Source organism: Amycolatopsis sp. WAC 04182 (assembly GCF_003947465.1).
GTDB lineage: Bacteria > Actinomycetota > Actinomycetes > Mycobacteriales > Pseudonocardiaceae > Amycolatopsis.
The window spans coordinates 1-26018 of record NZ_QHJJ01000009.1 but is presented as its reverse complement, the minus strand read 5'-3'; the positions used below and the strand labels follow the sequence as shown (position 1 = coordinate 26018).

23 protein-coding genes are annotated in these 26018 nt (G+C 69.8%); 10 read left to right on the top strand and 13 right to left on the bottom strand.

Annotation, left to right across the window (positions count from 1 at the left end):
* Positions 1–113 precede the first annotated feature (113 nt).
* Positions 114–2579, top strand: coding sequence for a DEAD/DEAH box helicase (locus DMH01_RS37495; RefSeq protein ID WP_125683429.1), 2466 nt, complete (start codon positions 114–116; stop codon positions 2577–2579).
* A gap of 29 nt (positions 2580–2608) precedes the next feature.
* Here the strand turns inward: DMH01_RS37495 and DMH01_RS37490 are convergent, their stop codons facing one another.
* From DMH01_RS37490 to ssd, 8 genes are all read right to left on the bottom strand, one after another.
* Entirely contained in the window at positions 2609–3235 is a 627-nt protein-coding gene (locus DMH01_RS37490; protein WP_125683427.1) for a bifunctional DNA primase/polymerase, read from the bottom strand.
* 419 nt (positions 3236–3654) lie between these two features.
* Complete coding sequence (locus DMH01_RS37485; RefSeq protein WP_125683425.1) at positions 3655–4011, bottom strand: Rv3654c family TadE-like protein; 357 nt, start codon at positions 4009–4011, stop codon at positions 3655–3657.
* Positions 4008–4352 (bottom strand): TadE family type IV pilus minor pilin, encoded by a 345-nt coding sequence (locus tag DMH01_RS37480; protein ID WP_125683423.1) that lies wholly within the window; start codon positions 4350–4352, stop codon positions 4008–4010. Before DMH01_RS37480 ends, DMH01_RS37485 begins: the two co-directional genes overlap by 4 nt.
* A complete protein-coding gene (locus DMH01_RS37475) occupies positions 4352–4525 on the bottom strand; it encodes a DUF4244 domain-containing protein (protein WP_125683421.1) in 174 nt (57 codons plus the stop codon). The genes DMH01_RS37480 and DMH01_RS37475 overlap by 1 nt, the downstream gene beginning before the upstream one ends.
* Before the next feature lie 127 nt (positions 4526–4652).
* Positions 4653–5231 (bottom strand): type II secretion system F family protein, encoded by a 579-nt coding sequence (locus tag DMH01_RS37470; RefSeq protein ID WP_125683419.1) that lies wholly within the window; start codon positions 5229–5231, stop codon positions 4653–4655.
* Positions 5225–5968, bottom strand: a complete 744-nt coding sequence (locus DMH01_RS37465; protein ID WP_125683417.1) for a type II secretion system F family protein — start codon at positions 5966–5968, stop codon at positions 5225–5227. The genes DMH01_RS37470 and DMH01_RS37465 overlap by 7 nt, the downstream gene beginning before the upstream one ends.
* On the bottom strand, positions 5965–7107 hold the full coding sequence (locus tag DMH01_RS37460; RefSeq protein WP_125683415.1) for a TadA family conjugal transfer-associated ATPase: 1143 nt from the start codon (positions 7105–7107) through the stop codon (positions 5965–5967). The genes DMH01_RS37465 and DMH01_RS37460 overlap by 4 nt, the downstream gene beginning before the upstream one ends.
* Positions 7104–8177: a septum site-determining protein Ssd gene (ssd, locus tag DMH01_RS37455; protein ID WP_125683413.1), complete on the bottom strand. Its 1074-nt coding sequence runs from the start codon at positions 8175–8177 to the stop codon at positions 7104–7106. Before ssd ends, DMH01_RS37460 begins: the two co-directional genes overlap by 4 nt.
* 575 nt (positions 8178–8752) lie before the next feature.
* On the opposite strand from ssd, the gene DMH01_RS37450 reads away from it, so the two are divergent.
* From DMH01_RS37450 to DMH01_RS37425, 6 genes are all read left to right on the top strand, one after another.
* Complete coding sequence (locus DMH01_RS37450) at positions 8753–9550, top strand: HAD family phosphatase (RefSeq protein ID WP_125683411.1); 798 nt, start codon at positions 8753–8755, stop codon at positions 9548–9550.
* Positions 9551–10125: 575 nt separating this feature from the next.
* Complete coding sequence (locus DMH01_RS37445) at positions 10126–11940, top strand: glycoside hydrolase family 3 protein (RefSeq protein WP_233621836.1); 1815 nt, start codon at positions 10126–10128, stop codon at positions 11938–11940.
* Complete coding sequence (locus DMH01_RS37440; protein WP_125683409.1) at positions 11937–13205, top strand: exo-beta-N-acetylmuramidase NamZ domain-containing protein; 1269 nt, start codon at positions 11937–11939, stop codon at positions 13203–13205. The genes DMH01_RS37445 and DMH01_RS37440 overlap by 4 nt, the downstream gene beginning before the upstream one ends.
* Before the next feature lie 11 nt (positions 13206–13216).
* Entirely contained in the window at positions 13217–14992 is a 1776-nt protein-coding gene (locus DMH01_RS37435) for a serine hydrolase (protein ID WP_125683407.1), read from the top strand.
* A gap of 210 nt (positions 14993–15202) precedes the next feature.
* The gene (locus tag DMH01_RS37430; RefSeq protein WP_370323601.1) at positions 15203–16201 is read left to right on the top strand and encodes a MurR/RpiR family transcriptional regulator; all 999 of its coding nucleotides are present in this window, start codon (positions 15203–15205) and stop codon (positions 16199–16201) included.
* 17 nt (positions 16202–16218) lie between these two features.
* A complete protein-coding gene (locus tag DMH01_RS37425) occupies positions 16219–17148 on the top strand; it encodes an N-acetylmuramic acid 6-phosphate etherase (RefSeq protein ID WP_125683405.1) in 930 nt (309 codons plus the stop codon).
* Positions 17149–17340: 192 nt separating this feature from the next.
* Here DMH01_RS37425 and DMH01_RS37420 read toward each other — a convergent pair whose 3' ends face one another.
* The gene (locus DMH01_RS37420) at positions 17341–18510 is read right to left on the bottom strand and encodes an MFS transporter (protein ID WP_125683403.1); all 1170 of its coding nucleotides are present in this window, start codon (positions 18508–18510) and stop codon (positions 17341–17343) included.
* Between the two features lie 52 nt (positions 18511–18562).
* Between DMH01_RS37420 and DMH01_RS37415 the strand changes: the two genes are divergently transcribed.
* A complete protein-coding gene (locus DMH01_RS37415; protein ID WP_016337854.1) occupies positions 18563–18868 on the top strand; it encodes a helix-turn-helix transcriptional regulator in 306 nt (101 codons plus the stop codon).
* Here DMH01_RS37415 and DMH01_RS37410 read toward each other — a convergent pair.
* A complete protein-coding gene (locus DMH01_RS37410) occupies positions 18845–19699 on the bottom strand; it encodes a PHB depolymerase family esterase (RefSeq protein WP_125683401.1) in 855 nt (284 codons plus the stop codon). The two genes, DMH01_RS37415 and DMH01_RS37410, sit on opposite strands and share 24 nt — an antisense overlap.
* Before the next feature lie 118 nt (positions 19700–19817).
* On the opposite strand from DMH01_RS37410, the gene DMH01_RS37405 reads away from it, so the two are divergent.
* Both DMH01_RS37405 and DMH01_RS37400 read left to right on the top strand, forming a co-directional pair.
* Positions 19818–21089, top strand: a complete 1272-nt coding sequence (locus DMH01_RS37405) for a tannase/feruloyl esterase family alpha/beta hydrolase (RefSeq protein WP_199745774.1) — start codon at positions 19818–19820, stop codon at positions 21087–21089.
* Between the two features lie 4 nt (positions 21090–21093).
* On the top strand, positions 21094–21678 hold the full coding sequence (locus DMH01_RS37400) for a nitroreductase family protein (protein ID WP_125683399.1): 585 nt from the start codon (positions 21094–21096) through the stop codon (positions 21676–21678).
* Here the strand turns inward: DMH01_RS37400 and DMH01_RS37395 are convergent.
* From DMH01_RS37395 to DMH01_RS37385, 3 genes are all read right to left on the bottom strand, one after another.
* Complete coding sequence (locus DMH01_RS37395) at positions 21656–23500, bottom strand: GAF domain-containing protein (RefSeq protein WP_125683397.1); 1845 nt, start codon at positions 23498–23500, stop codon at positions 21656–21658. The two genes, DMH01_RS37400 and DMH01_RS37395, sit on opposite strands and share 23 nt — an antisense overlap.
* Positions 23497–24813: an MFS transporter gene (locus DMH01_RS37390; RefSeq protein WP_125683396.1), complete on the bottom strand. Its 1317-nt coding sequence runs from the start codon at positions 24811–24813 to the stop codon at positions 23497–23499. The genes DMH01_RS37395 and DMH01_RS37390 overlap by 4 nt, the downstream gene beginning before the upstream one ends.
* 193 nt (positions 24814–25006) lie before the next feature.
* Entirely contained in the window at positions 25007–25765 is a 759-nt protein-coding gene (locus DMH01_RS37385; protein WP_125683394.1) for a 3-hydroxybutyrate dehydrogenase, read from the bottom strand.
* Between the last annotated feature and the right edge of the window lie 253 nt (positions 25766–26018).

Genomic DNA, 26018 nt, shown 5'->3' with positions numbered 1-26018 from the left:
TTCCGTAATCTTGTGAGGCTGGTCACTGTATCGATCATCGGCGGCCGCTTCCAGTGCCCGTTCCCTCCGGCGGCGGACCGTTTCTGTCGGTGCCCTGTGCGAAGCTTCCGAAGGTGGACGGCACGGTGCGATCCGGCAAGGGCCGGCGGCTTCTCGACCGCGCGACGGCGGGGATCCCGGCTTCGCTGTACCCGGTCACCCATGTGGCCGAGTTGCCGGCACGTCCGGCGGATCGCGTGGACTGGCCGGAGTGGGCGGCGGGTCCGGTCGTCGAGGCGCTGAAGGCGAACGGGGTCGAGGCGCCGTGGCGGCATCAGGTGGAGGCCGCGTCCTTGGCCCGCGAGGGCGAGCACGTCGTGATCTCGACCGGTACCGCGTCGGGCAAGTCGCTCGCGTACCAGTTGCCGGTGCTCTCGGCACTCGTCGAGGACGAGCGGGCCACGGCGCTGTACCTGTCGCCGACCAAGGCGCTCGGCGCGGACCAGTTGCGCGCGGTGTCCTCTTTGGACATCAAGAAGGCACGGGCGGCGTCGTTCGACGGCGACACTCCGCTGGAGGAGCGGGACTGGGTCCGCGCGCACGCGAACTGGGTGTTCACGAACCCGGACATGCTGCACCGCGGGATCCTCTCGTCGCACGCGCGCTGGTCCCGGTTCTTCCGGCGGCTCTCGTTCGTCGTCGTCGACGAATGCCACAGCTATCGCGGGGTTTTCGGTTCCCACGTGGCGCTGCTGCTCCGCAGGCTGCGAAGGGTCGCGGCGTACTACGGCACTTCGCCGGTCTTCGTCCTCGCGTCCGCCACGACGGCGGACCCGGCGGCGTTCGCGTCGAAGCTCTCCGGACAGGACTGTGTTCCGGTCACCGAGGACGGCTCGCCGCGGGGCGAGCGCACGGTCGCCTTGTGGGAACCCCCGCTCCTGTCGGAACTCTCGGGTGAGAACGGGGCACCCGTGCGGCGTTCGGCGGGGGCCGAAGCCTCCCGGATCCTCGCCGAACTGGTCATCGAAGGCGCCCGTTCGCTGGCTTTTGTCCGGTCACGACGAGGCGCGGAGCTGACCGCGCTCGGCGCCAGGCGGATTCTGTCCGAAGTGGACGGTGCGTTGGCGGAATCCGTCGCCGCGTATCGATCCGGGTATCTACCGGAGGAACGGCGAGCCCTCGAAGCGGCGTTGTTGTCCGGGCGGTTGCTCGGTGTCGCGACGACGAACGCGCTCGAACTCGGCGTCGACATCGCCGGGCTGGACGCGGTGGTACTGGCGGGCTATCCGGGGACGCTCGCTTCGTTCTGGCAGCAGGCGGGCCGGGCCGGGCGCGCGGGCGACGCGGCTTTGGTCGTGTTCGTGGCCCGCGACGATCCGCTGGACACCTACCTCGTGCACCATCCGGCCGCGATCCTGGACCGGCCGGTGGAGGCCGCCGTCCTCGACCCGTCGAATCCGTACGTGCTCGGCCCGCAACTGGCCTGCGCCATCGCCGAACTCCCACTGACCGAGCCGGAGGTCGCGGCCTTCGGCGGTGACGCGGCTCGCGCCGTGCTCGCCGATCTGGTCAAGGAGAAGATCGTCCGCCGCCGCACGAGCGGCTGGTACTGGACCTCGCGCGACCGGCCGCACGCCGAGGTCGGCATCCGGGGTTCCGGTGGCGAGCAGATCGCCGTGGTGGAAGCCGATTCCGGCCGGATGCTCGGCACCGTCGACCCGGGTTCGGCCTGTTACGCGGTCCATCCGGGCGCGGTGTACCTGCACCAGGGTTCGTCCTATGTGGTCGACGAACTGGATCTGGAGACCGGGCTCGCCCTGGTGCACGCGGAGGATCCGGACTGGACCACGTCACCGCGCGAGATCGTCGACATCAGCGTGCTGCGCACCGAAGAGAAGCGAGTGCACGGCGGGGTCACGGTGAACCTGGGCGAGGTTTCGGTGAGCTCGCAAGTGGTCGGCTACCTGCGGAGACGGCCGTCCGGTGAGGTGCTGGACCAGACTCCGCTGGATCTGCCGGAGCAGAGCCTGCACACCCGTGCCGTCTGGTACACGATCTCGGCCGAACTGCTCGGCGGGTCCGATGGCGTGGCGGGGACCGGGGGCCATCGGACGGGGACCGAAGTGCTGGAGCCGGTGGGGACCGGAGGCTCCAGGGTGGGGACCGAGGAACTTGGCGGGGCACCGGGGACGGGCGCCGAGTTGGATCCGGCGCGCGTCCCCGGTGCCCTGCATGCCGCCGAGCACGCGGCGATCGGCCTGCTACCGCTGTTCGCTACGTGCGACCGCTGGGACATTGGCGGGGTGTCGACCGCGTGGCACGAAGACACCGGGGAGGCGACGGTGTTCGTGCACGATGGCCATCCCGGGGGTGCGGGATTCGCCGACCGCGGGTTTGCCGCGATTGTCCCTTGGCTGGCCGCAACGCGGGAGGCGATCGTTTCCTGCGAGTGCCCGGCCGGCTGCCCGTCCTGCGTCCAGTCGCCGAAGTGCGGGAACGGCAACGATCCGCTGGACAAGGCGGGGGCGGTGGCCGTTCTGGACACCGTGCTCGGGGCGTTGCGTCAGCACGGGTCCGTGTCCGGCCACTTGGTGGTGTGAAATGGCTGTGGCTTGAAATTGTGGGTTGATCAGGCGGCGGTGCTGAGGCTCGCCACCGGGGCGACGGCCTGGTCACCGGCCAGCGCACGGACGAGCACGTCGTGCACCTCGGCGGCCTCGGGCAGCTGCCAGCCCCAGACCTCGGGCTTGACCCGCCAGTGCACGACACCGTGCTGGAACGGCGACGGGGGCAGCGGGATGTAGCCGTTCGCGCCGTGCCACTGGATCGAGGCCTGGTCGGCCAGTTCCCGCGGGATGCTCGCGGCGACGGTGGTGAGGAACAGCCAGCGGCCGTTCGGCATCGCGACGATCGGGGCGGGGTGCCCGGTGGCGCGCAGCAGGCGGGCGGCGGCCTTGCCGAGCTCGTCGTCGACCTCGATGGCGTCGAGCACGGTGCCGGTGGCGACGAGCAGGCTGTGCGTGTCGTCACCGAACCAGGTGGCGACCTCGTGCGGGTGGGTCTCGGTCAGCTCGCGCCAGTTGTCCTGGGCCGGGACCGGACGCCGCCAGGTGAGGTCGTCACCGTCGGCGGTGAGCGCCGCGGGCTCGGCACCCGGGAGCACCGGCCAGCCACGCCAGGCGAGACCGATCGCCTCCGCACGCATTTCGATGCGGAAGGCGCCCCGCCAGCTGTCCGGCCAATTCGCGTCCAACATTACTGTCCCTGCCTCAGGTCAACTCTGTCCTGTGTCTGTCTCTGTCGCACCGGCCTCGGCGAACTTTTCGAAGTGGCGCACATCTCAATAAACGGCAAGTTGCACATCGGGAGAAGACCTCACGCGACAACCGGCGGTTACTTAGCGATGAACGCGCGGTAGTGCGACCGGACGGACCGAACGCCGGACGTCCGATTAACGGGCCTACACGACCGGCATGGAGCCGTTCGTCGCAGCCGACCTGGGCTTCCCGCCTGCAGGACGGCACTCACGACGAGCGGCGCGCGACCGTTCGGCGGCGAGCTGATCATGGGTTCGACCGCTCGCCGCGCGTCAACGACCGCTGCTCGCGCCCAGCGGTTACTCGCGCGTACTACCGGCCGGTCACCGCCCGGCGACCGTTCACCGTGCGGCGCCCGTCACGGTGACCGGTCGACCGGACCCGCCCTGGCCCGTGCCTCCGCCCGTCCGGTGACCACCGGCCGCCCTGACGGCTCCGAGCGCACTTCGACCAGGGCGTCGCCGCGTTCCCACCGGCAGGTCAGCAGCGTGACCGACATCCGGACGGCGACCTGCCGCGCCCGTTCGCAGGCCGCGGCGGGACCGTCCGACGCGTGTGAGGCCGCCGCGAGCGCCGCCAGGTCCGCGGCGGCCTCGGCACGGTGCCGGGTCGTGACGGCGGCGCCGATCCAGAAGGCGAACGCCGCCGCGCCGACCAGGACGGCGACGATCGAGGCGGTCCACACGGTCGCGACGCCGCGATCGTCCGCGGTCACGGCCCGCTCCCCGGCTCGGCGATGGCGAAGGCGCTGGAGCGCAGCCGGATACCGGGCAGGAGCCCGGCGACCGGTTCGGCATCGACGCCGACAGTGATCGTGTCGCCTTCGCGAACGACGTCCAACCGGGCTCCGGACGGTGCGATCTCCCGCACCGCCTGTTCGGCACGGGCGGGCTGGCCGCGAGCGAGCAGCCTGGCCGCCTCTCGGGCCGCGTCGGTGCAGCGGAGCTGATCGGAGGCGACCCCGACCCCGGCGAGCAGCAGGGCCGAGACGAAGGTCAGCGCGCCGATGCCGAGCGCGGCCTCCACGGTGACCGAGCCGCGATCCTCGCCGCGCATCAGAACTTCACCGACAGGGCCCGCTCGATGAGCGAGGTGAGCCCGGCGCGAACGGCTTCGCTGTCGATGATCACGTAGAGGAGGGTCGCCAGCGCGGCGGCGGCGATGGTGGCGATGGCGTATTCGATCGTCGCCATGCCGTCGTCTTCGCGGAAGGTGGGGAGCTTGTTCAAGGGAATCGCCTTTCAGTGATTGATGTCGGTGAACCCGCGACCGCGATAGCGGGGCCTTCGGCCGGGGCGGGCTCACGTCTTTGATCGCTTCTCGCGCTATTTCTTCAGCGCCGCCCGCCGTTCAGGATCAGAGGACGCCACCGAGTCGCCCGGCGAGGCCGAGCACGACGGGCAGGACACCGAGGCACAGGAACGCGGGAAGAAAGCACAGGCCGATCGGGGCCGCCAGCAGCACTCCCGCCCGTTCCGCGCGTTCCTCGGCCTCGGCGGAGAGCGACTCGCGCAGTCTTCGCGCGAGGTCCTTCGCGTGCGTGGCGAGCGCGGTGCCCGCCCGCGCCGTCCGGACGGCGGCGACGGCCAGTTCGGTCAGGCCGGGCCGGTCACGGACCGGCGCCCAGGCTTCCGCCGGCCCGATGCCCACGGCGAGATGCGACGCCACCGAACGCAGAGCTGCCGCGGTCTTCGGTGAAGCGGTCGGCACGACGGCCCCCAGCGCGACGGGTACCGGCAGCCCACCTGCCAGGCAGGCGGCCAGCAGATCGAGAGTGGCAGCGGACCGGACGAGTTCGAAGACGTCGTCGTCCCGGGGCGACCGGTCCCGAAGCCACGTGAGGAACCGTCCTGGCCGCGCTACGCCTCCGGCCGCGACGCGTGGCCAACAGAAGACGGCACCGCCCAGCAGGATCAACGCCGCGCCGGTCAGCACGACGCCACCCGCCCGGTGAGGGCCCGGCACCAGGCCGTGCCCGCCCAGATCAGCCCGCTGCCCACGACGAGCAGCAGCTGCCCGGCGCCCGTCCCGGTGAGGACGTGGACGGGGCTCGCCCCCATCGCCTCGCCGAGTGGCAGGCACACCAGCGGGAGTGCCGCGAGCACGGCGGCGCTCGCCCGGGGACCGGCCATCTTGGCCTTGAGCCGACGGCGGAAGCCGATCCCCGCCTCCGTGTCCCGTCGCGCGGCGTCAAGCACGTCGGCCATCGGCAACCCGAACCGGTTCGCGAGCGTCCACGCGTTCACCAGCGCCGGTGGCGCGTCCGGATCGGCGGCGGTCTCACCACCGAACCGGGCGGCCGCGATGAGTCCGCGCAGCCGCTCGGACGCCGCGGGGAACGCCCCTGCGGTGGCTTCGGCCGCCGTCACCGGATGGGCCCCGACGCGGAGTTCACCGATCATCGTCCGCAGCACGGACGCGGTGAGCTCGGCTTCGGCCAGCGCCGCTTTCGCCCGTGCCCGCGACCGGATCTCCTGGCGGACGGTCACGGTGAACACGAATGCCGCCACCGCCCAGCCGATCCCGAGGAACGGCAGGACGAGCAGCGCCGGCAGAGGCCACCAACCCGTCCGAACCACTCGCGGCAACCGCCAGACGATCGGCGCGCGCACCATCGGCTTCGGCCAGCAAGCCAGCCCCGCGCCGCAGGAGAGGAGGAACCAGGGGTTCATGCCGCCAGCTCCTCGAAGGGAGTCTCGTCGCCGATCCAGCCACCCTTGCTCCACACCGGAACGACTTTGGCCTCGCCTCGAAAGGACCGGAGGACACCGACCTCGTCCAGCCGCCGGATCCCGCTCGGCAGCCGGACCATGTGCAGGACCACCCGCACCGCCGCCGTCAGCTGGCTGTGCAACGCGTCCCGTTTCAGCCCGCCGAGCGCGGCCAGCGCCTCCATCCGTGCCGGGACCTCCTCCGAGGAATTGGCGTGCAGGGTGCAGCCGCCGCCTTCGTGCCCGGTGTTCATCGCGTTGAGCAAGGCGATCACCTCTCCACCGCGCACTTCTCCGACGACCAGGCGGTCCGGACGCATCCGCAATGCCTGACGCACCAGTTCACTCAGCCCGACCTCGCCCGCGCCCTCGACGTTGGCCGGGCGGGCGAGCAGGCTGACGAACTGCGGATGGTCCGGTTGCAGTTCTCCGGCGTCCTCGACACAGACGATGCGTTCGGACGGGGGCACGGCGCCGAGCAACGCGGCGAGCAAGGTCGTCTTGCCCGACCCCGTCGCGCCGGAGACCAGGAACGCGAGCCGTCGCCGGATGACCGAGTCGAGCAGATCCGCGCCGCTGGTGCCGAACACCCCGCGCAACCGGAGTTCCGCGAGATCATGGGTGGCCGGCCGGAGAACGCGGAGCGAGAGAGCGGTCCCGGCGGGCGCGAGCGGCGGGAGTACCGCGTGCATCCTGACCCGGCCTTGCGGCCCCACTCCCGGCAGCCAGCAGTCCGCGAACGGTTGCGCGTCGTCCAGCCGCCGCCCGCCGGCGAGGGCGAGCCGCTGGGCCAGCCTGCGGACCGCTTCCTCGTCGGCGAAACGGATCTCCGTCTCCTGGGGACCTGTGCCGGTGTCCACCCAGACCTTGTCGGGAGCGGTGACGAGGACGTCGGTGACGCCGGGCTTTTCGAGAAGCGGCGCGAGCGGGCCGGCGCCGACGAACTCGTCACGGGCCAGCCGGACCGCTCCGAGGACGGCGTCCTGACCGAGTGCGCCGCCCGCCTCGGCACGGACCGCCCGCGCGACGCTCACCGGATCCGCCGGGCCGGCCGATCCGGCCAGCCGTCGCCGGACCCGCTCGACCAGATCTTCGGTCATCGCGAGGCACCGGCCAGGTTTTCGCGCGCCGCCGCGAGGACCTCGGTGGCGGCCGTGGCCAGGTGCCCGCGATGCCGCGGGACGAATTCGCCGCGGTCGAGGGCCACCGAAAGGGCTCGCTCGCGGCCCATCGACGTGATGAGCGGGACACCGACGGCGTCGGCGATCTCCTGCGGGATCAGCCCGGCGGGCGACGGCCCGCGGACCGCGATACCGATCCTCGTCGCGTGGGGTTCGAGCCTGGCGAGGACCTGTTTCGCCGCGGCGCAGGCACGGAGTTCCGCCGGGACGACGACCACGACGAGATCGGCCAGCCCGATCACGGTGGCCGTCTCGGCGCCGAAATACCTCGGCAGATCGCAGACGACCGTCCGTCCCGCCCGCCGTCCGGCGTTCAGCACGCCCTCGATCGCCTCGGGCCCGGGGCCGCGGCCTTCCCTGCCATAGGACACAAAGGACAGTGAGCCGGTCGAGTACTTCTTTCGCGGCAGGGCTTCGCTCAAAGCGGCCATGGACACCCTGCCGCCGAGGTCGAGCTCCGGCCAGCGGGGCCCGCGATCGCGTTCGGCGGCGAGGAGGACGTCGACCCCGCCACCGAGCGGGTCGCAGTCGACCAGCAGCCCGCCGGCGCCGGACTTTTCCGCTTGGTACGCGACGGCGGCCGCCAGCACGGATGCCCCGGCACCGCCCCGCCCGCCGATGATCCCGATGACGACGCCGTCGTCACGCGCCGGCCCGTCGACGACGTCGGCGAACTCGCCGATGAGGTCGCCTTCCTCGTCCGGGAGCGAAAGAACCTTCTCCGAACCGGTGTTGAAGGCCCGCTCCCACGTCACCGGCGTCGGCGCGCCCTTGCAGACCAGCAGGACCTTGTTCCGCCGCAGCAGGCGGTTCGGCGCGCTCGCGGCTTCCTCGTCGAGCACCACGAGCGGCGCGCGGGCCCACCTTCCGCGTGCGGCGTCCAGATCGGGTGCGCGTTCGACCTCGCAGCCCGCGGCCGCGGCCACGCGCAGGATCTCGTCGAGCAGGATGTCGTCGCCGGCGACGACGAGCGGATGTTCCACGGTCATGGCTCCCCCAGTGATTCGGTCGGACTCGGGTGACGACTCCACGGTCGCGCCGCTCCCCGCCGCGCACAACGCCATTCCGCCCCGCCTGTGGACAACCGGGGTGTTGTGGACAACTCCGCCACCGGAAACCGTTTTCCCGCGCTTTTGTCGGTCCTTGCCGTCACGGATCCACGGCCCTTTTTCCGGTACGTGACCGAGCAGGAAAAGGGTTGAGAGAAAAGAAGGTTAACGAACTTCGACCGGTTTCAGCGTTGCCCGGCCGGGGTTTCCGCGGCCGACGAGGTCTGAACCATCGGCACCACAAGGGATAAAGGAGGCGGCCCTCGCCAGGGGGGAGGGACGAGGGCCGCCTGGGGTTCAGCCCCGGGGGGTCGGACTGAACCTGGGCCCGGTGCAACACCGGACAATCTCACTGTAACTCCGATACCGGCCCGTTGCGGGCGGCCTCCGTACCCACAATTCGATAACGGCACGACACGCCGGGACGAGTACGCGGTCGTGAATTTTCCACCGGGGTATCCCGATCGTGGTCGACCAACGGGCGCGCGGCCGTCCGGCTCTCCTATCCTTGGCGAGTGGACCGACCCAGTACGACGCCCAGCCAGGTCGCGGCGTTCTTCGATCTCGACAAGACGATCATCGCGTCATCGAGCGCGTTGGCCTTCAGCAAGCCGCTTTTGCGCGAAGGCCTCATCAACCGCCGAGCCGCGCTTCGCAGCGCGTACGCCCAACTCGTCTTCTCCCTCGCGGGCGCGGACGCGGCGAAGACCGAGCGGATGCGGGCCGAGGTTTCCGCGCTGTGCGCCGGATGGGACGTCGCGCAGGTCTCCGCGATCGTCCGCGAAACGCTGCACGACGTCGTCGACCCGCTCGTCTACGCCGAGGCGGCGGAACTGATCTCCTCGCATCGCGCGGACGGGCACGACGTCGTGGTCCTGTCGGCGACCGGCGAGGAGGTCGTCGCGCCGGTCGCCGAAATGCTCGGCGCGACGCGCAGCGTGGCCACGCGGATGCAGATCGTGGACGGTCGCTACTCGGGCCAAGTCGATTTCTACTGCTACGGCGAGAACAAGGCCGTCGCGGCGAAGCAGCTCGCGGCGACTTACGGCTACGACCTCACCCAGTGCCACGCGTACACCGACTCGAGCACCGACATCCCGCTCCTCGAGGTCGTCGGACGGCCGCACGCGGTCAACCCCGACCGTGTCCTGCGCAAGCACGCGACGGAGCAGGGCTGGGAGATCCTCGCCTTCGAACACCCGATGTCACTGCGCACCCGGATCCCGGCGCGCTCGGCCGGGCTGGTCGCGCTCGGCGCCGTCGCCGCGGGGGCCACCTGGTACGGCTACAACCGGCGCAAACGCACCCGCTGAGCACGCACCCACACGGCGGTACCGAGCCGGTTTTCGCAGTCAGGGCCGCGAATTGTCCGTCGCGGAGGGTGCCCGTGTCACTAGATCGAGCCTCTGTACCGGTGCACCCGTCTGCGCACTTGAAGTGACCCGGCTCACGGCGTAGAAAGTAGGTGCGGACGTTCGGTCGGCCAGGGAACAGGTAGAAGAGAAGCCTGTTCCACCCCGGCGAATCTCCGTGTGCGGACACCGGGTACCCACGCGCAGCGCGCCGCGGGAGGCTCGTCGTCTAGGGACTGCGTACCGGGACGCCGGACGCCGAGTCCATGAAGGTACGACCAGAGTTGCACGCTTGGTCGCCCGAGTTGCCCGCACTGACTGGCGGCGCCCGCCGGCTTCGGCCGACGGGCGCCGCCAGTGTTTTGCCCCCGTTTTCAAGCGTGACAGGCCCCTTCGCGTCCCTTTGTGTACGAACGGACCGTTCGTGCGGGTGGCCGATGGACAAGCAAAGTGCTCGTGGGTAGCTTCCGGATATCAGTGCTTCCAGGTGGACTTCTTTCCATCTGAGAGTCAGGCACGAATCTGGGAGGCTTGAGGTGACGACCCGAACCGCGCACGCCCGTCATCGGAGGATCCATGCGCTCGCCCTGCCCCTCGCGGGTCTGCTCACCCTGGGTGCTGGAGCCTCAGTGGGCGTTCCGGCGACCGCGCAGCCGGTGACGGCGGACGTGGAGGCGCAGCGGACGCTGCGCGGGCTGACCCTGGAGCAAAAGGTGGGGCAGCTGTTCGTCACGTGGGTGAACGGGAAATCCGCCGACGAGGTCAACGCCAAGAACAAGGCCGACTTCGGCGTCGACACCCCCGCGCAGGTGATCGAGAAGTACCACCTGGGCGGCGTCATCTACTTCAACAACGACAGCCGCGACAACTTCGACGACCCGGTCCAGGTCGCCAAGCTCTCGAACGGGCTCCAGCGGGCGGCGCTCCGCAGCGGCGCCCGCATCCCGCTGCAGATCGCGACCGACCAGGAAGGCGGCACGGTCACCCGGATGGGTGCCCCCGCCACCGAGCTGCCGAACGCGATGGCGATCTCGGCCGGCCGGGACACCAAGGCCGCGCAGGAGGCCGCCCGCATCCTCGGGCACGAACTGCGCGCCGTCGGCATCAACCAGGACTTCGCCCCCGACGCCGACGTGAACTCCAACCCGGCCAACCCGGTGATCGGCGTCCGGTCCTTCTCCGGCCGCCCGGATCTGGCGAGCCAGTTCGTCGAAGCCCAGGTCAAGGGCTTCCAGAACTCCGGGCGGCGCTCCGAGACGGTGTCCGCCGCCGCGAAGCACTTCCCCGGCCACGGCGACGCGGCCACCGACAGCCACCACGAGCTGCCCAGGATCGACCGCAGCGAGGACAGCTGGCGCGCGACCGACGTGCCGCCGTTCAAGGCCGCCATCAAGGCGGGCATCGATTCGATCATGAGCGCGCACATCCAGTTCCCCAGCCTCGACCCGTCGGGCGAGCCGGCCACGCTGTCGAAGCCGATCCTCACCGGCAAGCTCCGCGAGGAGCTCGGTTACCGCGGCGTCGTCGTCACCGACTCGCTGTCGATGGACGCCGTGCGCGAGATGCACACCGACGCCGAGATCCCGGTGCTGGCCCTCAAGGCGGGGATCGACCAGCTGCTCATGCCGGTGAACCTCGAACTCGCGATCAACTCGGTGCTCGACGCCGTCCGCAAGGGCGAGCTGACCGAGCGCCGCATCGACGAGAGTGTCCTGCGGGTGCTCAAGCTCAAGCTGAACCGGGGCATCCTGACCTCGCCGTTCGTCGACCCGGCCAAGGTGATGTCGAAGGTCGGCACCCCGGCCAACCTCGCGACCGCGCAGGGCATCGCCGACCGGTCGGTCACCGCGATCCGCAACGACGGCGGCGTCCTGCCTCTCAAGCAGCAGCCGGCGAAGACGCTCGTGACCGGCTGGGGCGCGACCACGACGACGTCGCTGGCCGCGAAGCTCACCGCGCACGGCACTCAGGCGACGGCGTTGCAGACCGGGCAGACGCCGACCGACGCGCAGATCTCGCAGGCCGTCGCGGCGGCGAAGAACGTCGACCTCGTCGTCGTGCTGACCAACAACGTCGGTACGTATCCGTTGCAGGGCAAGCTGTTGCAGGCACTGGCCGACACCGGGAAGCCCGTCGTGGCGGTCGCCGCCCAGATCCCGTACGACGCCGGTTACGAGAACCCGATCAAGACGTGGCTCGCCACGTACGGCTACATCTCGCCTTCGCTCGAAGCGTTGGCGAAGGTGATCCTCGGGAAGGTGAAGCCGCAGGGCAAGCTGCCGGTGGACGTTCCCGCGGGCAAGGACGTCGGCACGGTGAAGTACCCCTTCGGCCACGGGCTGACCTGGTGAACCTCAACCGCCGCCACTTCCTCGCCACCGGTGCGCTCGCGGTCCCCGCGCTGACAGCCGGGTCCTCGGTCGCGGGGGCCCAGCCGGAAAGCGAGAGCAAAGGTCCCCCGCTCACCCGCACCGGAGCGGACGTGCTCGCCGCCAAGGGCTGGGCGCCGCTGTCCGGCCGCAAGCTCGGCGTGCTGTCGAATCCGACGGGCGTACTGGCGAGCGGTGACCACATCGTCGACTCGATGGTCGCCGCCGGGGTCCGGCCGCTCGCCGCGTTCGGGCCGGAACACGGTTTCCGCGGCAGCGCGCAGGCGGGCGGCTCCGAAGGCGACTACACCGATCCGCGCACCGGCGTGCCCGTCTACGACGCGTACGGCGCCGACGCGACGAAGCTCGCCGGGATGTTCACGAAGGCGGGCGTCGACACCGTCGTCTTCGACATCGCCGACGTCGGCGCGCGGTTCTACACCTACATCTGGTCGCTGTACACGGCGATGGTCGCGGCGGCGAAGGTCGGCGCGGCGGTCGTCGTGCTCGACCGGCCGAACCCGTTGGGCGGCAAGGCCGCCGGGCCGCTGCTGAACCCGGCGTTCGCCTCGGGGGTCGGCCGGAAGCCGATCGTGCAGCAGCACGGCATGACCGTCGGCGAACTCGCGCGGTTCTTCGCCGCCGAGTTCCTGCCGGCCGAAGGTGTCACGCCGGGCAAGCTCGAAATCGTCGAAGTACGGGACTGGCGACGCGACCAGCTCTTCGAGCGCACCGGGCTGACGTGGGTGCCGCCGAGCCCGAACATGCCGACGCCGGACACCGCGCTCGTCTATCCCGGCACGGGAATGTTCGAGGGCACCGTGTTCTCTGAAGGCCGGGGCACCACCAGGCCGTTCGAGATCATCGGCGCGCCGGGCCTCGACTGGCGCTGGCGCGAGAAGCTCGGCGAGCTACGGCTGCCCGGGGTCAAGTTCCGCGAGGCGTACTTCGTGCCGACGTTCGGCAAGTTCGTCAACGAGCCCTGCGGCGGCGTGCAGGTGACCGTCACGGACCCACGCGCGTTCGACGCCATCCGCACCGCGGTCACCATGTTCGTCACCGCCAAGCAGGTGCATCCGGACAAGTTCAAGTGGCGGCCCGACAACTTCCTCGACAAGCTCTCCGGCTCCGACAGGTTGCGCACGATGATCGACAAAGGCGCCGGGGTGGACGAGATCGTCGGGTCCTGGCAGGCCGAACTGGCCGAGTTCGACCGGAAACGCCGTCGCCATCTCATCTATCGCTGAGGGGAACGACCTTGCGTGTTAGGAAGATCCTGATCGCGGCCGTCTCCGTACTGGTCGCGGCGACCACGCTGTCGACGGCGGGAGCACAGGCGATTCCAGGGAGCGAGCAGCAGCGCGACCGCGCGGCGGGCCGGTTCGACAAGCCGCGTGAAGGCTTCGCGCCCGCGTCCACCGTCCTGCGTGACGGCGCGCCCGCCGACGTCGGGCTCGACCCGGAGCCGATCAAAGCGGCCGAGCGGTTCATCGAGAGCTGGACGAAACCGGACGCCACCGGGCATCCGCATTTCTCGGGAGCGGTCGGGCTGCTCGCGCACAACGGCGTGGTCGTCGAGCGTCAGGCCGTCGGTGGCGCGGTCCGCTACGCCGACGCGAAGGGCACGGAACTGCCGCCAGAGCAACAGGTGCCGATGCGCGCGGACACGATCTTCGACATGGCCTCGATCTCGAAGCTGTTCACCTCCGTCGCGGTGATGCAGCTGGCCGAGGCGGGCAAACTGGACATCTCGGCGCCGGTGGTGCGGTACCTGCCGGAGTTCGGGGTTAACGGCAAGGAGGCCGTCACCGTCCAGCAGCTGCTCACCCACGTCTCGGGCTTCGCCGCGACACCGCTCCCCTCGCTGTGGGAGGGCTACCCGGACATCCCGTCGCGCCGGAAGGCCGTCCTCGACAGCCCGCTCAAGAACGCGCCCGGCAGTACCTACCTGTACTCCGACATCAACCTGCTGACGCTCGGCTTCCTGGTCGAGAAGGTGGCGGGGGCACCGCTGGACAAGGTGGTCCAGGACCGCATCGCCACCCCGCTGGGCCTGGCCGACACCGGGTACAACCCGCCCGCGTCGAAGCTCGCCAGGGTCGCGGCGACCGAGTACGCCGCGAAGCCGCCTCGAGGGCTCGTACGGGGCGAGGTCCACGACGAGAACGCCTGGTCTCTGGGCGGCGTCGCCGGGCACGCGGGCGTGTTCTCCACGGCCGCCGACATGGCGGTGCTCGCGCAGACGATCCTCAACGGCGGCGCGTACCGAGGCCAGCGGATCCTGCGCGAGGAGACCGTGCGGGCGATGCTGACGAACTACAACCACAAGTTCCCCGACAACGCGCACGGCCTCGGCTTCGAACTCGACCAGACTTGGTACATGGGCGCGTTGTCGGCGCCCTCGACGGCCGGGCACACCGGGTTCACCGGGACCTCGCTGGTGATCGACCCGCTGTCGCGGTCGTTCGCGATCCTGCTCACCAACCGCGTGCACCCGACGCGGAACTGGGGCTCGATCAACATCGCCAGGGAGGCGTGGGCGAGCTCGCTGGCGAAGGCGATGGCCGTCCGCCCGGTGCGCGGCCACGACGCGTGGTTCAGCGGCGCCGGAGACGTCTCCACGGCCACGCTCACGACTCCGCCGCTCCAGGCCCGTGGCGGGCCGCTGAAGGTCTCCTTCGACACCTTCGTGGATACCGAGGGCCCCTCGGACTCGCTGTTCCTGGAAATAAGTACCGACGGCGGAGCAACCTGGAAAACGATTACTGTGCGTGCAAACGGACCAGGCGCTCCCACCGGGGATCAGACCGGTCTGGGCGGGCACGGTCATCGGGCTTGGTGGCGGGCGGCCGCCGAGGTGTCGCAAAGCTCACAAATCACCCTCCGCTGGCGTTACACGACCGATGCCCGTTACACCGGACGGGGAATTTCCTTGGACGGTGTGAAAGTCACTGAACGCGGCCGCACACTGCTGGACAGTGAGCATAATCCCCCTACTTTCGTCGCTACCGGCTGGAAGTTGAGCAGTAGGTAACCGGACCGCTCCGATGCGCTGACCGGACCGCCCCGTTGACCGGGACACAGCCCCTTGCGTCGCGACACTAAGTTGCCAAGTCGTTAGCTCGACCTCGTTAACGGCCTCGACCTGGTTAGCGACTTTCTGGTCAACGATTAATCGCAAATCGAATCCGCAGACACGGATAGGTTGCGATCTTCCCGAAGGGTGTGGGTAGCCTTGTCGCAGATGCCAACGGTTAGTAACTTTCCCACGGTGGGCGATACCGATTCCGTAATCGCGGCCGCACCGTCCGAGGCCGTGCCGGCGCAGCCGACACGGGACGCTGACGCGAGCCCGCTTGTCCGGATTCGCTCCCTCCTGCCCGGGCTCGCCCGGGCCGAACAGCGTGTCGCGAAGGTCGTCCTCGACGACCCCGCGACGGTCGCGCGGCGCAGCATCACCGAGGTCGCGCTCGCGGCCAACACCAGCGAAACCACCGTCACGCGGTTCTGCAAGGCCGTCGGTGTCGGCGGGTATCCGCAGCTCAGGATCGCCTTGGCGGCCGACACCGCCCGGTCCGAGGCGCGGTCGTCCCGCAACCTCGGTGGCGAGATCGGTCCGGAGGACGACCTGGCCGCGGTCATCGGCAAGGTGAGCTTCGCGGACGCCCGTGCCGTGGAGGAGACCGCCGACCAGCTCGACATCCCGTCGCTACAGCGAGTGATCGACGTGCTGGCCGGCGCGGGCCGCGTGGACGTCTACGGGGTGGGCGCGAGCGCGTTCGTCGCAGCGGACCTGCAGCAGAAGCTGCACCGCATCGGGCGGGTCAGCTTCGCCTGGTCGGACACGCACATCATGCTGACCTCGGCCGCCGTGCTGAGCCCCGGAGACGTCGCGATCGGCATCTCGCACACGGGCGCGACCACGGACACCGTCGAGGCGCTGCGCGTGGCCCGCGAGCACGGCGCGATCACCGTCGCCGTGACGAACTTCCCGCGTTCGCCGATCACCGAGGTCTCCGACCACGTACTGACCACGGCCGCGCGGGAGACGACGTTCCGCTCGGGTGCGACCGCCAGTCGCATCGCGCAGCTGACCGTCATCGACTGCCTGTTCATCGGTGTCGCGCAGCGGCACATGGACGCGTCGGTCAACGCGCTCGACGCGACCAGGGACGCGGTGGGTTCGCACCGTCTGGGCGTCCGGCCCGACGGCAGGCGGCGGCCGCGGGAAACCGGCAAATGAGCGAAAAAGTGAGGCGCATGATGACCGTCCCACGCCAGGTGGTGCACGTCGATTCGCCAACCGAACAGCGCAATCCACGGACGACCGACATCGACCTGATGTCGACCATGGGCATCCTCGGCGCCATCAACGCCGAGGATCGCCGGGTCCCCGAAGCCGTCGCCGCGGTGCTGCCGCAGGTGGCGCGGGCGGTCGACTTCGCCGTGGAAGCGCTGCGGTCGGGGCACCGCGTGCACTATTTCGGGGCCGGCACGTCCGGCAGGCTGGCGACGTTGGACGCGGCGGAGCTCGTGCCGACGTTCAACGTGCCCTCCGATTGGTTCATCGCGCATCACGCGGGTGGCCCACGCGCGCTGCGCCAGGCCGTCGAAGACGCCGAGGACAACGCGAAGGCCGGAGCCGCCGAGGTGGCCGAGTCCGTCGCACCAGGCGACTTCGTGCTCGGGCTGACGGCTTCCGGCCGGACGCCCTACGTCCTCGGCGCGCTGGCCGCGGCCAGCCGTCGCGGTGCCCGCACCGCCTTGGTGTCGGGTAATCCGGCAGCGGTGACGCCGCCGGGTGTCGATGTCCTCATCGCGGTGGACACCGGCCCCGAGGCGATCGCCGGGTCGACGCGGATGAAGGCGGGCACGGCGCAGAAGATCATCCTCACCGCGTTCTCCACCGCGACGATGATCAAGCTCGGCCGCACGTATTCGAACCTGATGGTCAGCATGCGGGCGACCAACGCGAAGCTGCGCGGACGGACCATCAGGATCCTGCGCGAGGCCACCGGTATGAGCATGGCGGACTGCTCCGACGCGCTCACCGAGGCCGACGGCGACCTCAAGGTCGCGCTGGTCCATCTGCTGTCCGGCGAGGACGTCGCGAGTGCGGCGAAGGCGCTGGCGGCCAACGATGGCCACGTACGCAAGGCTCTCGACTCCCTCCGGGTGCGCGCGAGCTGAACCACCGGCGGACAGACCCGTTCATCCCGACGCCTCGCTCACGCGACGCGAACGGGTGTCCGCCGCCGGCATCCTGCCGCTCGACGTCATCGGCTGGGGACACCGCGCCGAGCGGGGTAGCAAGGGACCTTTGCTACCGCTTCTCTCGACGTTGAGACAAACGAGAGCAAAGGTCCCTTGCTCTCGTTTTGATCAGGCGGGCTCGGGCACCCTCGTCCGCGAAGGCACCGAAAGCGCGAAGCCCAGCAGAGCGACGAAGGCGGCAACGGGACCGACCCACCAGACACCCGCCGAGGACAGCACGACGCCACCCAGCGCGGCGCCGAGCGCGCCGCCTGCGTAGATCGCGGAACCGTTGAGGCCCATGGCGACCGTCGGCGCGTCGGGTGCCAGCGAGAACAGCCGGTGCTGTTGCGGCACCATCAGCATTCCGCCGAACGCGCCCGATGCCAGCGCGAGGATCAGCGCGCCGGGCAGGCTCAGCACGGCGACGTCCAGCAGCGCCAGGGTCGCGACCGTCCCGATGAGCGAGATCGAGCGGACGCGCGCGGGGCCGAGCGAGTCGGTGGCCCGGCCCGCGAAGGCGTTGCCCGCGATCTGCCCGATCCCGAAACCGACGAGCAGCCACGAGATCATCGCGCCCGCCGCCACCGGAGCGACCAGCACCGGCAAGTACACGAAGGCCGCGAAGCCCGCGGCGGTACCGAGAACGCTCACGCCGAGCACGCGCGCGATAGGCGGCCGTACGACGACGGCGAGCCTGTCGCGCAACGACACGGTCGGCATCCGGACTCCCGGCAGCAGCGGCACGAGCAGCATCACGATCAGCGCCACCGCGCCGATCCCCCACATCACCGCGCGCCAGCCGAACCAGTTCCCGGCCAGCACCCCGATCGGCACACCGAGCACCATCGACACGCTCATCCCGGCGGAGACCGTGGCCAGTGCGCGGCCGCGGCGCTCGTCCGACGCCAGCGCACCGGCGAGGACGTAGGCGTTGGACTGGAACGCGGCGGCGCCGAGGGCGGCCAGCACGCGTGCGACGGCGACCACGGCGAAGGACTCGCCGAGCGCCTGACCGGCCATGCCGATCGTGAACAGCACCATCCCCGCGCCGAGGACCCAGCGCCGGTCGAGCCGTCCGGTGAAGGCCGCGATGATCGGCGAGGAAACCGCGTAGGTCACCGCGAAGACCGTGGTCAGCTGGCCGGCGACGGCTTCGGAAACGCGCAGGTCGGCGGCGATGGTGGGCAGCAGCCCGTTCAGGACGAAGCCGTCGGTGCCGACGGTGAACGTCCCGACGGCGAGTACCAGGAGAGCCCCCAGAGCGAGCCGATCATTTGATGATCGTCGAATCGTCATGGGCGGTATAGTGGCCGGACTATTCGATGACTGTCAAATAGTTTGGAGTGAAGTGAGCAGCACGCTGCCGCAGCCGTCGATCGACGAGATCGAGATCGTGCCGGTCCTCCAGGCGCTCGCGGATCCCGTACGCCTGGAGCTGATCCGCGCACTGCGAAGCAATCCTTCGCCGCGAAGCTGCGCCGTCACCGAGTACGACGTCGAGATCAGCGCGCCGACGCTCTCCCATCACTGGAAGGTGTTGCGCGAGGCCGGCCTCACGACGACGTTCGTCGAGGGCCGGACCCGCTGGGTCGAGTTACGCACCGAAGACGTCCACGCACGCTTCCCCGGGCTACTGGACGCCGTCCTCGCCTAGCCGCCACTTCGCCGCGAGCTCGGCCGCGGCGCACACGCCGACATCGAGCAGATACGGGCCCGCCTGCCCACATCCGGCTCCCGGCGCGATCGGCTGACCGTGCCCCATACCGGTGATGGCATGCGTGTCGACGGCCGCGCCGACATCGGTCCACTGCTCGGCAAGCTCGCGCATGTTCATCGGAGCGACCGTGTAATCCGCGGTCCCGTGCCAGACGCTGACCGGTGAACGCGGCCCGACGCCCGCGGCGCGCACCTTGTCGCCCCACTGCTGCGGGGTCAGATCCTTGCCGGGATTCATGCAGGAGTACGCGTCGATCATCGAAGTCGCGCAGCCATAAGGCAGTCCCGCGACGACACCGCCGCCCGCGAACAGCTCCGGATAAGCCGCCAGCAGCACCGAAGTCATCGCGCCACCCGCCGACAGGCCGGTCACGTACGTCCGGCTGCCTGCCGAGAACCGCGCCATCTGCGCGATCGATTCGGCCTCTCCGGACCCGCGCTTGATGTCACCCGCCTGGAACCAGTTGAAGCACTTGCTGAAGTTGTTCGCCGAAACCTGTTGCGGCAGAACGAGTTTGAACCGCAGTCTGTCCGCGAGACCGACCCAGCCGGAGCCGCTTGCGTATCCGGCCGCGTCCTGGGTGCAGCCGTGCAGCACGACCACCGCCGGACGTCCGGACGGCAGCCCGTCGGGAACGTATTCGAACATCCGCAACGCACCGGGATTGCTCCCGAACCCGGTCACCGGGCGGATCGTCGCCGCCTGCGCCGGAGCCGGAAGGAGAAGGGTCAATGCCGAAACCACCGCGCCGATGAGGAGTTTTCGCATCACCTCAGGCTAAAACCGCCGACGCCCGCTTCCCACGTGGAAGACCACCACAGCGGCGACGCGTTTTGTGTGGTCACACCGGATACCGGCACCCGAATCCGCCGCTTACCGTCGTCCGATGCGGCTCATTCTGGTCCTCGCGATGATGCTGGCCCTGGCCACCCCCGCCCAGGCGGCGAGCGGTTGCGGGAACGTGCGCGTTCCCGGCGCCGCGAAACAAGAACTGTCCTGTTTGGACGATCTGACGACCACCGGCACCCTGGCCACGGGGCACACCGTCCAGTCCGACTGGGCCGGGCTGACCTCGGCCGGTTTCCCCGCGCCCAAGGGGGTCCCCGGCATCCAGATCGACGGCTACTTCCCCGACTCGTCGACGGCCAACACGACACACGGCTGGAACCACGACGCGCAGTTCGTGCTGCGGCTGCCCGATCGCTGGAACGGCGGCCTGGTGGTCTCGGGGTCGCCCGGCGTACGACGGCAGTACGCGAACGATCGCGCGATCGGCGACCAGGTCCTCGCCGCCGGTTACGCGTTCGCCGCCACCGACAAGGGCAACACCGGCGCTGACTTCCACACCGACGGACGCCGCCCCGGCGACGCGCTCGCGGAGTGGAACTCACGGGTCACTCAGCTGACGATCGCCGCGAAAGCCGCCGTCGCGCAACGCTACGGGCGCCTGCCGAGCCGCACCCTCGCGGCCGGGATGTCGAACGGCGGCTACCTCGTCCGCTGGCAGCTCGAGAACCGGCCGTGGCTCTACGACGGCGGTATCGACTGGGAGGGCACGCTTTGGCACGAAGACGGCCCGAACCTGTTCACTTTCCTGCCGCTCGCGATCAAGGCCTATCCCGCCTATGCCGCCGGTTCCGCGCAAGCCCACCGAGAAATCCTCGACGCCGGCTTCGCGCCGGGTTCGGAATTCCTCTGGAAGTACCACAACGACGTCTACTGGGGCCTGACGCAGCGCATCTATCAGGCCGAATTCGATCCGTCGTTCGCCGGAACCGACTACGACTACGCCACTCGCCCGCCGTCGGTGCACCGCGCGGTCGAACGGATCTCGCTGACCGGCCGGATCGGCAAACCGCTGATCACCCTGCACGGCACTCTCGACACCCTGTTGCCGATCACCCGCGATTCCGACGTCTACCAGCGGATGATCGCCGAACAGGGTCGCGCCGGGCTCCAGCGCTACTACCGGATCGTCGACGGCAACCACGTCGACGGGCTCTACGACGCGTACCCGGACAAGCTGCGGCCCATCGGTCCGTGTTTCCGCACGGCGTTCACCGCGCTCGAAGGCTGGCTCGACGGCGTCCGCCCGCCCGGTTCGGCGACGATCCCGCGCGCGAGCGGTGACCTGGCGACCACTTGCGCACTAGGCTGATCCGATGGAATTCCAGGACGTCGTACGACGCCGTCGCATGGTCCGGAAGTTCACCGACGAACCCGTCGCCGAGGCCAGCCTGCGGCGCATTCTGCGCAACGCGCTGAAGGGCCCCTCGGCCGGTTTCTCACAGGGACAAGGATTTCTCGTCCTCACCGGCGAGGAACTCGCGAAATTCTGGGAGTTCGGGGCGAGCTGGGCACCGGAAACCGTCACCACGGCGCCGGTCGCGATCGTCCCGCTCTCGGTCAAGAACGCCTACCTCGACCGCTATGCCAAGCCCGACAAGGGTGTCGCCGACCGAGACGACTCGTGGTGGCGCGTGCCGTATTGGGACGTCGACACCGGGATGGCGACGTTGCTGATCCTCCAGACGGCCGTCGACGAGGATCTTGGCGCCGTGTTCTTCGGGCTGGCGCCGGAAAGCGTGGAGCGACTGCACAGCGAGTTCGGCGTGCCGGAGGACCACGACCCGATCGGCGTCGTGGCGCTCGGGCACGGTGCGGAATCCGGGCCTTCACCCGGTTCTTCGGCGACCAAGATCGCCCGCCGCGACTTCGACGACGTCATCCGTTTCGGTCATTGGTGAGGCGGTGCAGCCTGAGCGCGAGCTGGAGTTCCAGCGCGCGCTCAGGCGACTGCCACTGCTCGCCCAGCAGGGACGCGATGCGGTCCAGCCGCTGCACGACGGTGTTGACGTGCACGTGGAGCAGGTCCTTGGCCCGCGTCAAGTTGCCGCCACAGGCGAAATACGCGCGAAGGGTGCCGATCAGATCCGTGCCGCGGCGTTCGTCGTAGTCGAGCACCGGGCCGATCGTGGCGGTCACGTACGCGCCGAGATCGGCGTGCTCGCCGAGCAGCAGCCCGACGAAGCCGAGGTCGGCCATGCTCGCGCCTTCTCCCGCCCTGCCCAGTGCCAGCAACGAAGCGACGCATCGCGCGGCTTCGGCGTGCGCCACGGCCAACTCCCGCGGTGACCCCGCCGGGCCGGCCGCGCCCACCGTCACCCTACAGTCCATTGTGGACGACAGGTCGGCGGCCACGGACCGGGCCAGCGCCCCGGCGTCCGCACCACGAACCAGGAGGACCACCTCGTCGGCATGGACACCGACGAGGTCCGCGTGCCGGACGGCCGCGGTGGCCAGCCTTCGCCGGGAGACGTCGTCGGCATGCGCGACCAGCACCACATGCGATGTCGACAAATCGACCCCCAAACGGCGACCGCGGGCCAGCAGCGCCGCGGGATTGCGGCCCGGCGCGGTGAGCAGGTCCGACAGCAGTTCCCCGCGCACCTCGTCCTCGGCGCGTGCGACGGAACGCCGCTGCATCAACAGGACGGCGGTGACCACGCCCGCCCGCTCGAACAGCCGCCGGTCCGCCTCGCCGAGCGACCGCCCGCCGCCGAGTACCAGACTGCCGAGGAATTCCTGCCCCGCCTGGACCGCGCACAGCCAACCGTCCTCAGTAGACACAGCGCGTCCGCTCGCCCTGGACGCCGAAACCGCCGCCCGCGAAAGCTCCAGCTCGCCATCTGTCCTGGCGAGGACGACGCCTTCCGCGTCGTAGACGGCGATCGCACCGCCGAGCACGTCCGCGACCGCGGCGGCGACCTCGGCCAGGTCGCCACCGCGCAGTACGAGATCCATCAGCCGGTCGTGGGCGTCCTCGGCGCGGCGCATCGCGTCGTTGTGCGCGCTGATCGTCGCGTTGGCGGCGTTCAGTTCGGCGACCGCGCGGCGCGTCTCGTCGAGCAGATGCGCGTTGTCCAGCGCGATCGCCGCGTGGTCGGCCAGCGACGACAGCAGCGCGACCTCGTCGGGCGAGAATTCGCGGGTGGTCCGGTCGGAGGCGAACAGCACCCCGATGACCTTGCTCCCGATCGCCAGCGGCACCCCGAGGATCGCGGTCAGGCCCTCGTCGAGCACCCCGGTGTCGATCGCCGACGTGTGGCGGAACCGCTTGTCGTTGAAGTAGTCCGCCGTCGCGTACGGCCGCGCGGTCTGCGCGACCAGCCCGCCGAGCCCCTCGCCCATACCCAGCACGATGTCCTGGAACAGCGCGGAAACCGAGCCGTCGGTCACCCGGACGTAGGTCTTGCCCTCAGTCTCGTCGTTGAGGCTGAGATACGAGACGTCCACGCCGAGCAACGCCCGCGCCCGCCGCACGATCGACCGCAGGACGGCGTCCGGATCGTCGAGCCGGGCGAGGTCGCTGGCCGTGTCGAACAGCGCGGCCAGCTCCGCCTCGCGCCGCCGGTGCTCGGCGACGGTGTCCCGGATCCGCAGCGCCAGCTCGGTGGCCTTCGGGTCGACGGGGACGTGCGCCAGCTGCTCGCTGCCCGCCCCGGAGGCGAGCAGTTCGAGCAACCGGCGCAACTGCGTCGCCGTCTCAGCTCCGTCCACAGCGGTCATGCTGACACGTGACTGCGCTCCGTGAGAACTTCGGAGTGCAGGGACTCGCCCTTGGTCTCGCGGGCGGCGAGCAGGGCGATCACGGTCAGCACGCACATCGCGACCACGTAGAGCGAGACCGGGATCGTGCTGCCGAACTCCTTGAACAACGCGACCGCGACGAGCGGCGCCACCGCCCCGGCCGCGATCGACGACAGCTGCCCACCGACCGAAAGTCCGGTGTAGCGCACCCGCGTCGGGAACTGCTCGGAGAAGAACGCGGCCTGTGGGCCGTACATCGCGCCGTGCAGCACCAGCCCGACGGTCGCCGCGAGAATGATGACGCCCGGGTTCTTCGTGTCGAGCATCGCGAAGAACGCGAAACTCCACGCCGCCATGCCGATCGCGCCGAACAGGTACACCGGCCGTCGGCCGATCCGGTCGGAAAGCATGCCCCACAAGGGAATCGTCACGAAATGCACGGCCGAACCGATGAGCACCGCGTTGAGTCCCGCCGATTTCGGCATGCTCAGACCGGTGGTGACGTACACGAGGATGAACGCGGTGATCACGTAGTACGAGACGTTTTCCGCCATCCGCGAGCCGATCGTGATCAGCACCGCGCGCCAGCTCTTGCGGAACACCTCGACGACGGGAGCGTGCGTGGTCGCGTTGTTCTTCTGCGCCGCAAGGAACACCGGCGATTCACTGACCGCGAGCCGGATCCAGAGCCCGATCACCACGAGGACACCGGAAAGCAGGAACGGGATCCGCCAGCCCCAGCTGAGGAACGCCTCGTCGGACTGCGTCGCGGCGAGGATCGCCAAGACCGCCGTCGCGAGCAGGTTGCCGCCGGGAGCACCGCATTGCGGCCAGGACGCCCAGAATCCGCGCCGCTTGTCGTCGCCGTGTTCGGAGACGATCAGCACCGCGCCACCCCATTCGCCGCCGAGCGCGAAACCCTGCACGAGCCGCAGGAGCGTCAGCAGGATCGGCGCGAGGACACCGACGGAGGCGTACGTCGGGAGGATGCCCATCGCGCAGGTGGAACCGCCCATCAGCAACAGGCTCAGCACCAGCAGCTTCTTGCGGCCGACGCGGTCGCCGAAATGGCCGAACACCAGCCCGCCGACCGGCCGCGCGAGGAATCCGACGGCGTAGGTCAGGAACGCGAGCAGCGTGCCGGTCAGCGGATCGTTGGAGGGAAAGAACAATTTGCCGAACACCAGCGCCGCGGCGGAGGTGTAGAGGAAGAAGTCGTACCACTCGATCGTCGTGCCGATCAGGCTGGCGCTGACGACCTTCGCGATCGAGCCGCGGTTCTGGGTGGTCACCGAGGACGTCCTTTCTTGAGAACTTGTTGGCGGAGCTGGAGGTGGATCCGGAAGGCGGCCGAGCGTGAACCCGCCCGGCCGGAGGCCCCGCTATCGCGGTGGCAGGGCGCCCTATCGCCATCGTGAGTGGACGACCAGGCAGCGCCCTGCCGACGTCGATCGCGGTCGCGGGTTCCTCGGGAGACACAAGGGTTCACGCGGCGGTCCAGCCGCCGTCGAGGGGGATCGAGGTACCGGTGACATGGGCGGCGTGCTCGCCGGACAGCCAGAGCACGCACGCGGCGACGTCGGCGGGTTCGATGAGCCGCTTGATCGCGGAACGGCGCAGGAGGACCTGCTCGATGACCGCGTCGCGTTCGAGGCCGTGTTCCTCGGCCTGCGCCTGGAGCTGGCCGGTGACCAGCGGCGTGCGGACGTAGCCGGGGTTGACGCAGTTGCTGGTCACGCCGTGCTCCGCGCCTTCGAGCGCGGTGACCTTGGAGAGGCCTTCGAGCGCGTGCTTCGCGGTGACGTACGCGGATTTGAACGGGCTCGCGCGGAGGCCGTGGACGCTGGACATGTTGACCACGCGCCCCCAGCCGCGGTCGTACATGTTCGGCAGCGCGCGGCGGATGAGCAGGAACGGCGCGGTGACCATGAGCGCCTGGAGACGGGTGAACGTCTCCGTCGGGAACTCGTGGATCGGCGCGATGTGCTGGAAACCGGCGTTGTTGACGAGGATGTCGATCTCGGCCGGGAGGGTCTCGACGGCCTGGGCGTCGGTGAGGTCGACGACGTGCGCGATGCCGTTGACGGCGGCCGCCGCCTGCTCGACGGCGTCGTCGATGTCGGCGAGGTGGACCTTGGCCCCCGCCTCGGCGAGCGCTTCGGCGCAGGCCAGGCCGATCCCGCTCGCCGCGCCCGTGACCAGCGCGGACTTACCGGCCAGATCGCTGTGATACGCACCACTCATGCCGGACGACGTTAGGTCGCCCGGCCCGCTTAGGCTATGTGGTCACGCACTACACCTGGGCAAGATCCCATAGGTGGTCACCACATGCTTTGGGCCTCGTGAGTGGCAAGGACGGTTCTAACCGTCTGTGCTGTTTCAGGACCTCACGGACAGATGTGTTTCAGGACTTGTCGGACAGTTTGGTGTTGAGTGGTTGGTAGCGTAGTGCTCGGTTGAGGGTGAGCTGGCGGGCGATGGTGTCGCCGATCATGAT

Bases quoted from the DNA above. Each gene is read 5' to 3' on its own strand.
- DMH01_RS37490 (WP_125683427.1), bottom strand. From the start codon at position 3,235: ATGTTGGACGCGAATTGGCCGGACAGCTGGCGGGGCGCCTTCCGCATC.
- DMH01_RS37480 (WP_125683423.1), bottom strand. From the start codon at position 4,352: ATGCGCGGCGAGGATCGCGGCTCGGTCACCGTGGAGGCCGCGCTCGGC.
- DMH01_RS37465 (WP_125683417.1), bottom strand. From the start codon at position 5,968: ATGAACCCCTGGTTCCTCCTCTCCTGCGGCGCGGGGCTGGCTTGCTGG.
- DMH01_RS37460 (WP_125683415.1), bottom strand. From the start codon at position 7,107: ATGACCGAAGATCTGGTCGAGCGGGTCCGGCGACGGCTGGCCGGATCG.
- ssd (WP_125683413.1), bottom strand. From the start codon at position 8,177: ATGACCGTGGAACATCCGCTCGTCGTCGCCGGCGACGACATCCTGCTC.
- DMH01_RS37430 (WP_370323601.1), top strand. From the start codon at position 15,203: ATGCCAACGGTTAGTAACTTTCCCACGGTGGGCGATACCGATTCCGTA.
- DMH01_RS37425 (WP_125683405.1), top strand. From the start codon at position 16,219: ATGATGACCGTCCCACGCCAGGTGGTGCACGTCGATTCGCCAACCGAA.
- DMH01_RS37420 (WP_125683403.1), bottom strand. From the start codon at position 18,510: ATGACGATTCGACGATCATCAAATGATCGGCTCGCTCTGGGGGCTCTC.
- DMH01_RS37410 (WP_125683401.1), bottom strand. From the start codon at position 19,699: ATGCGAAAACTCCTCATCGGCGCGGTGGTTTCGGCATTGACCCTTCTC.
- DMH01_RS37405 (WP_199745774.1), top strand. From the start codon at position 19,818: ATGCGGCTCATTCTGGTCCTCGCGATGATGCTGGCCCTGGCCACCCCC.
- DMH01_RS37400 (WP_125683399.1), top strand. From the start codon at position 21,094: ATGGAATTCCAGGACGTCGTACGACGCCGTCGCATGGTCCGGAAGTTC.
- DMH01_RS37395 (WP_125683397.1), bottom strand. From the start codon at position 23,500: ATGACCGCTGTGGACGGAGCTGAGACGGCGACGCAGTTGCGCCGGTTG.
- DMH01_RS37385 (WP_125683394.1), bottom strand. From the start codon at position 25,765: ATGAGTGGTGCGTATCACAGCGATCTGGCCGGTAAGTCCGCGCTGGTC.